10 protein-coding genes are annotated in these 11,406 nt (G+C 62.8%); 5 read left to right on the top strand and 5 right to left on the bottom strand.

Features of this window, described 5'->3' with window-relative positions; translation table 11 throughout:
• Positions 1 to 3: 3 nt before the first annotated feature.
• Positions 4 to 534, bottom strand: coding sequence for a shikimate kinase (locus Q1V51_RS06800; RefSeq protein ID WP_300554480.1), 531 nt, complete (start codon positions 532 to 534; stop codon positions 4 to 6).
• Between the two features lie 151 nt (positions 535 to 685).
• Here Q1V51_RS06800 and Q1V51_RS06795 point away from each other — a divergent pair, with 151 nt between their 5' ends.
• The 4 genes from Q1V51_RS06795 (at position 686) to Q1V51_RS06780 (ending at position 4,491) form a co-directional block, all read left to right on the top strand.
• A complete protein-coding gene (locus tag Q1V51_RS06795) occupies positions 686 to 826 on the top strand; it encodes a hypothetical protein (protein ID WP_300554479.1) in 141 nt (46 codons plus the stop codon).
• Positions 810 to 2,498 (top strand): hypothetical protein, encoded by a 1,689-nt coding sequence (locus Q1V51_RS06790; protein WP_300554477.1) that lies wholly within the window; start codon positions 810 to 812, stop codon positions 2,496 to 2,498. Before Q1V51_RS06795 ends, Q1V51_RS06790 begins: the two co-directional genes overlap by 17 nt.
• Complete coding sequence (locus tag Q1V51_RS06785; RefSeq protein ID WP_300554475.1) at positions 2,495 to 3,424, top strand: site-specific tyrosine recombinase XerD; 930 nt, start codon at positions 2,495 to 2,497, stop codon at positions 3,422 to 3,424. The genes Q1V51_RS06790 and Q1V51_RS06785 overlap by 4 nt, the downstream gene beginning before the upstream one ends.
• Before the next feature lie 92 nt (positions 3,425 to 3,516).
• Positions 3,517 to 4,491, top strand: coding sequence for an acetyl-CoA carboxylase carboxyltransferase subunit alpha (locus tag Q1V51_RS06780; RefSeq protein ID WP_300554473.1), 975 nt, complete (start codon positions 3,517 to 3,519; stop codon positions 4,489 to 4,491).
• A 129-nt stretch (positions 4,492 to 4,620) separates the two neighbouring features.
• Here Q1V51_RS06780 and Q1V51_RS06775 read toward each other — a convergent pair whose 3' ends face one another.
• Both Q1V51_RS06775 and Q1V51_RS06770 read right to left on the bottom strand, forming a co-directional pair.
• Positions 4,621 to 5,844, bottom strand: coding sequence for a CsgG/HfaB family protein (locus tag Q1V51_RS06775; protein WP_300554471.1), 1,224 nt, complete (start codon positions 5,842 to 5,844; stop codon positions 4,621 to 4,623).
• 1 nt (position 5,845) lies between these two features.
• Positions 5,846 to 6,265, bottom strand: coding sequence for a hypothetical protein (locus Q1V51_RS06770; protein ID WP_300554469.1), 420 nt, complete (start codon positions 6,263 to 6,265; stop codon positions 5,846 to 5,848).
• A 571-nt stretch (positions 6,266 to 6,836) separates the two neighbouring features.
• Between Q1V51_RS06770 and Q1V51_RS06765 the strand changes: the two genes are divergently transcribed.
• On the top strand, positions 6,837 to 7,802 hold the full coding sequence (locus tag Q1V51_RS06765) for a hypothetical protein (protein ID WP_300554468.1): 966 nt from the start codon (positions 6,837 to 6,839) through the stop codon (positions 7,800 to 7,802).
• Between the two features lie 66 nt (positions 7,803 to 7,868).
• On the opposite strand, the gene Q1V51_RS06760 is transcribed toward Q1V51_RS06765, so the two are convergent.
• Positions 7,869 to 8,330, bottom strand: coding sequence for a GNAT family N-acetyltransferase (locus Q1V51_RS06760; RefSeq protein ID WP_300554466.1), 462 nt, complete (start codon positions 8,328 to 8,330; stop codon positions 7,869 to 7,871).
• Entirely contained in the window at positions 8,327 to 11,206 is a 2,880-nt protein-coding gene (gene secA, locus Q1V51_RS06755) for a preprotein translocase subunit SecA (protein WP_300554464.1), read from the bottom strand. The genes Q1V51_RS06760 and secA overlap by 4 nt, the downstream gene beginning before the upstream one ends.
• Positions 11,207 to 11,406: the final 200 nt, after the last annotated feature.

The following is an 11,406-nucleotide window of genomic DNA, read 5'->3' as shown; positions in this document are numbered from 1 at the left end:
TGCCTAGCGACCGCCTTCCAGGGCATCGAGGATATGGTTCAACGTTGTCTCGTGCGAGCCGGCGGCCGCATTGACATGCAGATCGGCTTCCGCATAGGCCGAGGCCCGTTTTTCCAGCAGGGTTGCAAGAACCTCGGCCGGATCGGAATCGCGCAGGAGCGGGCGGGTGTCACGGCGTGAGACGCGGTTGACCAAGGTTTTGATATCGGCCTGCAGCCAGACCGATTGCGCCTTGTCCTTGATCAGCGAACGCGTCGTCGGATCCATGAAGGCGCCGCCACCCAGAGCCAGCACGATGGGCGGGCCGTCGAGCAGGCGGGCGATCACCTTGCGCTCGCCTTCACGAAACGCGGCTTCACCGAAATCGTCGAAAATCTCGCTCACCGAGCGGCCGGCGGCCCGCTCGATCTCCTCATCGGCATCCTTGAAGGGGACGGCCAGCACAGCCGCAAGCCGGCGGCCGACCGTGGTTTTTCCCACTCCCATAAGCCCCAAAAGGGCAATTGTTTTATCCAGCACCACAGCGCGAGTCATAATCTTGGTATAAAGCGTCTGGAAATTGCCGCAATCAGGGTTAGGCTTCGGCCGGAACAGAGTTTGCAGTCGCTGGCCATGAGGCGCCGGACCCGTTGCGGGTGGGCGGGGCGTGAAGCCAGGGCATGGAAGTAGCTTGAAGGGTGTGTTGATGCGGGGATTTCTGATCGGTTTCGTCGTGGTGGCGTTGCTCGGCCTAGCCGGGTTCGGAGCCCTGGTCATGATGGCCAATGGCATGGAGCCGACCCGGGAGGAAGTGCGTGTTGAGCTCGAAGATGATTTTCCGCGCTAGCCTGACCGCGCTGCTCGCCGGCACGGCCGCGCATGCGCAAAGTGACCTGGCGCCGCCGGCCCCGGCCGATGCCGGTGTCGAGGTTCAGAGCCTGGAGGCCCTCGATCCGCTCGAGGTCGGGCTTCAGGGCAGCCTGTTTTCCCGCACGCTCTGGGATGGCAGCGACGCGGCCATGGCGCGGGCCGCGCTTGACCGTCTGCCCGATGGGGCGAGTGGTGGCTACACCTCATTGGCGACCCGCGAGATCGCCCGCCTGGTTCTGGTTGCCGGCGGTTATCCGCCGGACGGTGGCCGCGGTGACGAGGCGCTGGCCATGAGCCGCGCCGATCGCCTTTTGGCCGCTGGGGGGGCGCATGACGCCTTTGATTTGCTGGAGCGGACACCAGGCCTCGACCGCAAGGCCGGGTTGGCCCGCATGCATGCCGAGCTTGGCTTTGCCCTGGGCGAAACCCAGCGTGCCTGTGACACTGCGAACGGTCTCCTGGAAGGCCGTGATCAGCCCTATTGGCTCCGAGCCCGGGCGGTGTGCAGCGTGTTCAACGATCAGGCCGCCGCGGGAGAGCTCAGCGCGGAACTCGCCGCGGCGCGAGAGCCCGATGCCGAGTTTGACCGCTTGCTCTATGCGATCACGCTGGAGCAAACGATTGAAGGCGATTTCCCGACCCCGGTGAACGGGCTCAATTATGCCCTGGCTCTGGCTGCGCCCAGCACGGCGGATGGCGAATGGGTACGACCGGGCGAGGCCGCACCGCATTGGCTGGTGCAGATACATGAGCAACGCGGCGCCGGTGATTTTTCCTATTCCGCGGCCCCGGCGGCCGATCTGGCCCGGGCCGAGACGCTCAGCGGCCAGAGCCGTCACGATGTGCTCATTAGTGTCCTGGCCCAGGGTGAGGACCGGCTTCTGGCCGCCGCCGCCCTGACCGCCTTGCTTGATGATGCCGCGGAAGCGGACGACCTGCCCGGTGCCATGCGCCGTTTCGGTGGCGAGGTCGCGACCTTGCCGATGACCGAGGATACGCTGGCCGACGGCTATCGTTTTGCCCTCGCGGCCATTCTCAATGGCGATCTGCGGATTGCCCGACGCTGGCGTGATGCCGTGTTGAGCGGTCCGGCCCGTCCGGAAGCCTCCATGCCTGCTCTGGCGGCGAGTGATTTCATGAGCGCCGGCCTGGAAGACAAGCCGGGTGCAGAGACGACGGCCGCGCCGGCGGCTGCCGAACCGGTGGTCGAGGACGCTGCGTGGCAACCGCTGCCGGCCGCCCAGCTGGTGATCCTAGATATGGCCCTGGCGCTTGCGGCCGATACGGTCGACAGCCCGGCCATGGAAGCGCTGCTGGCGGCCTATCTGGAAGGCCAGGGCGTTGAGGCGCTGGGTGATATTCTGGCTCTCGAACGGCTCGGCGCCCCGGCCCTGCCGGGCGTACGCCCGCTTCTGCTGCAGCGTGAAACGGCCGGTGTCCCGATCGAGCTGATGGCGATGGAAGCCGCCATGCAGGACGGCGCAGTAGCCGAAACCGCGCTCCTGGCCGCGGCCGCGCTCAATGCCGGTGAGGATGGCCCGTCAGCGGAAACGCTGGTGCGCACGACCGTGGCGCTGGATGCGCTGGGGCTTCGGGCGGCCATGCTCGAGCTGCTGCTTGAGCGACTGGTGGCGCGTGCCGCCGGGTGAGCCAGGCCCGGTCGGATATCGCCCTCTTTCTCGACATGATGGCGGCTGAGCGTGGTGCGGCCGCCAACACGCTCGACGCCTATCGCCGGGATCTCGACGATGTTGCAGCTCGCCTTTCCGGGGCGGGTGTCGAGCTGCGTCAGGCCGGCACGGCCGACCTGGAAGGCGTGCTCGATGGATTGCGGGCCGATGGCCTGTCCGCCGCGACCGCCGCGAGGCGCCTGTCGGCGATGAAACGTTTTTATCGCTTTCTGCTGTCTGAAGGCCTGTGCGCTGAAGACCCCGCCGTGCCCCTGCGCGGCCCCAAGGCCGGCCGGTCCCTGCCCAAAGTCCTGTCCGAAGCCGATGTCGATGCGCTGTTTGCGGCGGCGCAGGCGATGGAGGGGGCGACGGGTTTGCGCACCCGTGCGCTGATGGAACTGCTCTATGCCGGCGGGCTGAGGGTATCCGAATTGGTCAGCCTGCCGCTCAAGGCCTTTGCCCGCGCCGATCGCTGCATCTTCGTCACGGGCAAGGGCGGGCGCGAGCGTGTCGTGCCTCTGACCGAGGCGGCGCTGGATGCCGTGGCCGCCTATGAGAGTGTTCGCGCCGCTCACCTGCCGGCTGACACCATCAAGGCCGGCAAGACGAAGGCGTTCCTTTTCCCCTCTCGCACTGCCAAGCAGGGCCATCTCACCCGCGAGCGTTTCGCCCAGATCCTGCGCGAGTTGACCCTGGCCGCCGGGCTTGATCCGGCCAAGGTCTCGCCGCATGTGCTGCGTCATGCCTTTGCCACGCATCTTCTGGCCCGCGGCGCCGATCTGCGCAGTGTCCAGCTCCTGCTCGGGCATGCCGATGTCTCGACCACCCAGATCTATACCCACGTCCTGGATGAGCGGCTGAAAAGCCTGGTCGAAACCGCTCATCCACTCGCGCGTGAGGAGTAGGCTGTCACCTCACCGTATTGCGGACTTGTGACACCCAGCGGCTCTGGTTAGTTTGGCCTCACTTTTTAATGTCCATAGGCGTTTATCAGGACATGTCTGATCCCACCCGTACCTATCTCGATTTCGAACGGCCGCTGGCCGAGCTGGAAGCCAAGATCGAAGAGCTGGAAACCCTGTCTGGCGGCGATGCCCCGGATACGGCGGACGAGACCGCCAGGCTGCGCCAGAAGGCGGCCGAACAGCTGGCGGCGCTGTATTCCAAGCTCGACCCCTGGCGCAAGACGCTGGTCGCGCGCCATCCCGACCGGCCGCACTTCCGTGATTACCGCGCGGCGCTGATCGAGGATTTCGAAGAGCTGTGCGGGGATCGCCGCTTTTCCGAAGACAATGCCATTGTCGGTGGTCTGGGGCGTTTCCGCGGCCGGGCCGTGGTGGTGATGGGCCATGAGAAGGGCCATGACACGGAAAGCCGCCTGAAGCACAATTTCGGCATGGCGCGCCCGGAAGGCTATCGCAAGGCGATCCGCCTGATGGATCTGGCTGAGAAATTCGGCTTGCCGGTCCTGACCTTTGTCGACACGGCCGGGGCCTATCCCGGTCTCGGCGCCGAAGAGCGCGGCCAGGCCGAAGCCATCGCCCGCTCCACCGAGCGTTGCCTGTCGTTGGGTACACCGCTGGTCTCCGTGATCACCGGTGAGGGTGGCTCTGGCGGGGCTGTGGCCCTGGCCTCGGCCAATTCCGTGATGATGCTCGAGCACTCGATCTATTCCGTGATCTCGCCGGAAGGCTGTGCCTCCATCCTGTGGAAGGACAGCACGCGGGCCAAGGATGCCGCCGTAGCCATGAAGATCACCGCCCAGGACCTGATCGAGCTGAAGATCGTCGACCACATCATCCCGGAACCGATTGGCGGGGCCCACCGTCATCGCGACGAGTCGATGAATAATGTCGGCGATGCGATCGAGCGTCAGCTGGCCCATCTCGACGGTCTCGACGCGGCCGCCCTGCGCCAGCAGCGCCGCGAGCGTTTCCTGGCGATCGGACGGCTTGAAGCTGAGGCGGGCTAGCCCCGCCGACGCGCGAGCCACTTATGGAGGCGGACGGTCCAGCGAAGAAATTCCATCGGCTTTGTCCTGATTGGGAATGCGCGCAAGCTAGACAGAGGTCATGGAGCAGGCCACCGCGAAATCGCGTCTCTAGCCCCGCATCACCGGCATGCCTTCAAAGGCTGTGATGCGGCATGCGCCGCCGCGCTGGCGGATCTGTTCGCAGACGCTGCGCGCATCCGCTTCCGAGCGCCAGCTTCCCGCCAGGAGCTGAAAGATCTCACCCTGCTCGCTGGACTGGATGCGCGAAATGCGGCCATCGCGACCGGCCAGAATGTCGGCATAGGTCGCTCTGAGTTCACGCCAGTCGCGATTGACGTTCCAGACCGTACGGTGAGAGGCAAGATGCAAGGCATAGCCATTGGGCGGCGGTAGTTGGGCATCGGACAGGCTGGTTTGCGGAATTTCAGCCACTGCGGTGGCTTGATCTGCAGCCGGTGCGCTCTGTTGCGGTGTGGTGCGCTGGGCGGTCTGCACGCGCGGACGGGCAGCACGTCCATCCATGCAGGAGCCCGATTCCAGGTCGTAGAGCATGCCCATGAATTCGAATACCGCCCGGTCGATCATCGACCGGACCGCGGTCTGAACCGGTTCCAGGGCCCGCTCGCCGCCGCCGATATCCAGGACCGAGCCGTCGAGGAAGGCGTAAATCCCGGCCTCGACCTCACGCCCGCGGATCTGCTTGCGCAGTGAGCGCACCGCGATCACTTCGGTTGAGCGCACATCGATCAATCGCAGATCGATACCGACATCCACGACATAGTCGCTTCCGCCGACAGCCAGCGCGCCGCCCGTCGACCCCGTGGTGTTGGCAAAGGCATTGGTACCCGATGAGCGGATATTCGGATTGAACTCGGTAATTCCGCCGACAAGGTAGAGGTCAGCGCCCTCCATCTGGCCCTGCTGGACCGTGCGCAAAACGTCCGGTGCGTCGCGCAACAGACCGTTCTGGGCGTAGTCGAGCTCTACCTGGACCACGCCCATGTCGAAACGTTCGACGAGGCGCATGCCCGCTTCCGAGGTTGCCGTGATCGCCATCAGCGTGGCGCCCTGGGTCAGCCGGCGGCCGGACAGGTAATCCTCCGCCCCGGTGAGGTCGGAGATATGGCCGACAGCCACCCGCGGCGCCGGATAGGGTTGTGATCGCGCATGCCCCGCCAGGCAACGCAACGCATCGGTATAGTCGCTGCGGGCTTCCATCACCGGGCTGCCGGACAATGGAGTGACGTGTTCGACCACTTCGGCCGTGTCCAGCGACGTGGCACAGCCGGCCAGGAGCGCAGCGAACAGAGCGGGCAGGAGGATCTTGCGCATATCAATCGTCTCCGTCTGCCGGTGTGCCGTTCACATTGACGGTCTGATCGGCGTTATTGGTCTGGTTGATAATGATGGTCGAGCCGAAGGTGTTGGCGATCGAGACGCTGTTGCCGATGCTGACGGCTGTGGTCGAACCCTGGCCCATCAGTGTCGATCTGGATGGCAGGGTCGAGCCGTTCTGCGTGGCCAGGGTTCCGCCTCGACGGGCCGGATTGGCGGCGCCGGATCCGATCTGCTGACCGTTGATGACAATCCGGTTGCCATTCTCGTCCCGAGCCGGTGCCTGGTAGGGCTGGGACCATCCGGTGCTGGTTTGACCATAGGGCTGGGTCTGAGGTGTGCCCTCGGTCTGTGCCCCGGCTCCGGCATTGAGGGCGAGGCCGGCACAGCTGCCTAATATATAAAGTCGGATATTCATCTTGCGCTCCAGCGTTTGGGCGGTTTCGCCCTTCAAGCTGCAACGGCGAGGCCATGCCGGCGGGCCGGGTTGGCCCATTTATCTGCAATTTTAATAAAATCAGCCGGTTAGGCGGGTTGGGGATGTGTTGTTAACCTTAATGAGGATTAAACATTCCCGCAGGACGCGTGCGATTTGAATAAAATTCTAATGATTTTGTCGCCTCCCAGGCGAGATTGAATAATTTCATTCCCGTCTTGAAAGATCAATTATTTCATTTGCCTGCGGGGGTGTGCCAAGGGTGCCGTGTTAGTGAAATGGAAACCATGACGCGTGCCGGACTGGGGCAGGATGAATTATTCTGTCCCAAATTTTGGGTTAATTTTCGCGTCAAAATTTGAATCGTTTAACGATTTCCTGCCCGGGTTTTTTTAACGGGTGAAATTCGTATTTGTTTTGAATTCGATAGAGCCTGTTAGGACGCTGTTAAGCCTAACAGGACGTGTCCCGCTCTGGCGGAGCACAGCTTGCGACCTCCCAGGGGCCGGCGGATTGGCCGTCCGGCACTCACGCTCTGGAAGGAGACCATCTTATGAAGAGCAAAACCCTCATGGCCGGCGGGGCATCCGTTCTGGCAATTCTGGCGCTGACGGGCGCTGCACTCATTGCCAGCGCCGGTCCGGCTGCTGCCCAGGATCAGACGATCAATAATGTCCAGGCGAACTGGGCCCAGGCCCGGGCGCAGCTGAATTCGGACATCGAGGATATCAATGGAGACGTGTCGTTGACCGCGGCAGCGATCAATAACTCCTTCTCCGCCGATATCACCGGCGATGCGATTATCCGCAATGCGCAATTGACCACGCGTGGTTCCAATGCCGAGCTGAACAGTGACATCGACGATGTGGTCGGGGATGTATCGGCAACCGCGGCGGCGATCGGCAACTCGGCCAGCGTCGTCGTCAATGAGGCCTCGAGCTACAACTCGGTCGCCAACTACCAGCGCGCAATCGGCAATTTCAACGCTGATCTCAATGTCGGGGTCGATGATATTGCCGGTGATGTCTCCGCGACTGCGGCGGCCATCGGTAACTCGCTGTCTGTGACGGCGGGTGGCGATGATCTCAACCTGTCCAACCAGCAATTCTTCCGCGGTGATGCGGTGGCCGAGCTGAACGGGCATATCGAGGACGTCAACGGTGAGGTCTCCCTGACCGCAGCCGCGATCGCCAATTCGGCTTCCTATGAGATCGAAGCCGAGAATTGGGCCCGTCTGAACAATGTCCAGACCACGAATATCGACCCGCGTGCCTATTCCAACATCGGTGTTGATGATGTGGCTGGTGATGTGACCAGCACGACCGCGGCGATCTCCAACTCCCTGAGCGTTTCGACCCTGCCGGCTACGGCGGATATCGAAATCAATTCGCGCCAGCTCAACAACGCCTATACTGGCGCTGTGGCGAATGCGACGATCAGCGATATCGCGGGTGATGTATCGACGACGGCGGCCGCGATCGGCAACTCCGTCTCGGTCAGCTCGATCACTGACTTCTAGCGTCCAGTTTGACGTGACGTACCAGACGGCCGGTTCCGTGCGGGGACCGGCCGTTCTTGTGTCGGGCTAAAGCTCAACCTCGAGCCAGGGCAATTCACGCCCCTTGAACACTTCCGATGGTCGCGACCCGACCTTCTTCGCACCCATGTGCAGATAGGCGGTTTCCGCATAAGGGTCGGAGAGGATGGTCATGACCTTCTCGCCGCGGGCGCGGAGCAGGTCCTTGGCGTGTTCGAACAGGAGCTGGCCGACGCCCTTGCCGATCGCCGTGGGCGAGATGAAGAGAAGGTCGAGCGTGCCCTTGTCGCTGCCGGGCTCGATCTGGCAGACGCCGAGCACCTCGCCATCTTCGCTCATGGCGACGCTGACGCGGCCTTCGCGGATGGCGTCTGTGGTGACGCGCAGATACGGGGCAACCGATTCCAGGAAGTCGGCGTCATAGCCCCACACGGCCTTGGATTTCAGGCACAGGTCTGAGAGCGAGTTCTCCTCGCCCGGAATGGCGGGTCTGAGCGTGACCTCGCTCATTCGCCCGCTGTGGTCGGGGCGCCGGCGACGGCACCGTGACAATGCTTGTACTTCTTGCCGGAACCGCACGGGCAGGGGGCGTTGCGCTGGACACGGCCCCAGGTTTCCGGACGGGTCGGGTCGACCGGCGCCGAGGTGCGGCGCTGGACCGGCGCGACGCGCGGGGCCACGGGAGCGCTGTCCGGCCCGGCCATTTCATTCTGGCCGGTGCGCGGATCGATATGGGTTTCCTGGATCTGAGCCGGTTGCGGCGGCGGCGCCGGTGCGCGCTCGAAGCGGATCATCATAAGCTGACGGGTGACTTCCGCACGCAGATTGTCCATCAGGCGTTCAAACAGCGAGAAGGCCTCGGTCTTGAACTCGTTTAGCGGATTGCGCTGGGCGTAGGAGCGCAGACCGATCATCGAGCGCATGGCGTCGAGGTTCTGCAGGTGCTCACGCCAGTTGATGTCGATGGCCTGCAGCAGGATGGATTTCTCGATCCGGCGCATCAGTTCAGGACCGGCGCTGGCGGCTTTCTCGGCATAGACCTTGTCGGTCTCGGCGATGATTCGCTCGCGGATTTCCTCGTCGGCAATGCCTTCTTCCTGGGCCCAGTCGGCGATGGGAAGCTCAAGCCCGAACGTGTCCTTGACCTCAGTGGTGAGGCCTTCGGTGTCCCACTGGTCGGCATAGGCCTTGGGCGGGATATGGGCGACGACAATGTCCTCGATCGTGGTGTGGCGCATGTCCTTGATGACATCGGAGACGTCTTCGGCGGTCATGAAATCAATGCGCTGTTCGAAGATCGCCTTGCGCTGATCATTCATCACGTCATCGTATTTGAGGACGTTCTTGCGGATATCGAAATTGCGCTGCTCGACCTTTTTCTGTGAGGTTTCCAGCGCCTTGGACATCCACGGGTGCTGGATGGCTTCGCCTTCCTTCATACCCAGCGTCTTCATGATGCCGTCAAGGCGTTCCGGTGCGAAGATGCGCAAGAGGTCGTCCTGCACGGAGATGAAGAATTTCGAGCGGCCCGGATCACCCTGGCGCCCGGTACGGCCACGCAGCTGGTTGTCAATACGGCGGCTTTCATGGCGTTCGGTGGCGAGGACATAGAGACCGCCGGCATCGAGCGCTTTCTGCTTCTTCTCGGCGACATCGGCCGCGACTTTCTCGCGATAGGCCGCGATCTCGTCCTCGGTCGGCGTCTTGCCGACATTTTCCATTTCCGCCAGCCACTGGTTGACGCGCATGTCGACATTGCCGCCGAGCTGAATATCGGTACCACGGCCGGCCATGTTGGTGGCGATGGTCACGGCGCCCGGCACACCGGCTTCGGCGACGATCCCGGCTTCCTGCTCGTGATAGCGGGCGTTGAGGACCTGGTGCTCGATCGGCAGCAACTTGATCATCTCGTTGAGGAGGCGGGCATCGGGGCGGCCGGTTTTCTCGAACTCTTCGCGGGCTTTCTCGTCCTTGGGATAGAGATGGCCCAGCGTCTTGCGGAAGGCCGCCTTGTCGCTCAGCAGCAGGGAGAGCTGTTCGGACTTTTCGATCGACACCGTGCCGACAAGGACCGGCTGGCCGCGTTCCTGGCAATCGACGATGTCGTCGATAATGGCGGCGTATTTCTCCGCATAGGTACGGTAGACCTCGTCCTCATTATCGATCCGTGCAATCGGCTTGTTGGTCGGAATCTCGACCACGCCCAGGCCATAGATCGAATGGAATTCCTCGGCCTCGGTGGATGCCGTGCCGGTCATGCCGCCCAGCTTGTCGTAGAGCCGGAAATAGTTCTGGAAGGTGACAGACGCCAGCGTCTGGTTCTCCGGCTTGATTTCGACGCCTTCCTTGGCCTCGATCGCCTGGTGCAGGCCTTCCGACAGGCGGCGGCCCGGCATCATACGGCCGGTGAACTCGTCGATCAGCATCACTTCGCCGTCCTTGACGATGTAATCCTTGTCGCGCTGGAAGAGTTTGTGCGCCTTCAGCGCTTGGTTGGAGTGGTGCACGACCATGACGTTCTCGACGTCATAAAGGTCGTTATCGCTCTCCAGCAGCTCGCGCTCGCGCAGGATCTGTTCGAGCTTCTCATTGCCTTCCTCGGTCAGGAGGATGGAACGCGCCTTCTCGTCAATCTCGTAACACTCTTCATCGAGTTCCGGCATGATCGCATTGATCGTCTTGTAGAACTCGGTCTTGTCCTCCGTCTGGCCGGAGATGATCAGCGGCGTACGCGCTTCATCGACCAGGATGGAGTCGACCTCGTCGACGATGGCAAAGCCATGGCCGCGCTGGACCATCTCGTCCAGCGAGTACTTCATGTTATCGCGCAGATAATCGAAGCCGAGCTCGTTATTGGTGCCGTAGGTCACGTCGCAGGCGTAGGCCGCCTTGCGCTCCGGATCCGTCTGGCCGTGGACGATAACGCCCGTGGTCATGCCGAGCTGGGTGAAGACCTTGCCCATCCATTCCGCATCGCGGCTGGCGAGGTAATCGTTCACGGTGACGACATGCACGCCCTTGCCCGCGAGCGCATTGAGATAGCTCGGCAAGGTGGCCACGAGGGTCTTGCCCTCACCGGTCTTCATTTCTGCGATTGAGCCTTGGTGCAGCACCATGCCGCCCATCAGCTGGACGTCATAGGGGCGCAGGCCCAGGGCGCGCTTGGCGCCTTCACGGACGGCGGCAAACGCTTCCGGCAACAGTTTGTCCAGGCTTTCGCCATTCTTGTGGCGTTCGCGGAACTCGTCCGTCTTCGCCTTCAGGGCCTCGTCGGAGAGCGCTTCGAACTCCGGCTCGAGCGCGTTGATTTTTTCGACCGTCGGGCGCATCTGGCGCACCGTGCGATCATTGGCCGTTCCGAAGAGTTTGCGGACTATGGAAAGCATGGAGTTCGGGCTTTGCGTACTGTGTCTGGGCCGGGGGCGGAACTTCCGAACACGAAACCGTCGAAAGCTGACACCGGCATTGCTTTGAAACCTTGAGCTGACTTAAGGATGGGGGCTAGGCGTGTCAATCAAGGCGCGCGGCTGAGCGGCAAGCGGAAAGAGCTCGATCGCCCAATGCTGACAAGAAATCTGATGACTTT

The organism is Maricaulis sp., assembly GCF_030149235.1.
In the GTDB taxonomy this organism is placed as follows: Bacteria; Pseudomonadota; Alphaproteobacteria; order Caulobacterales; family Maricaulaceae; genus Maricaulis.
This window is presented reverse-complemented; position numbering and strand designations above follow the sequence as displayed.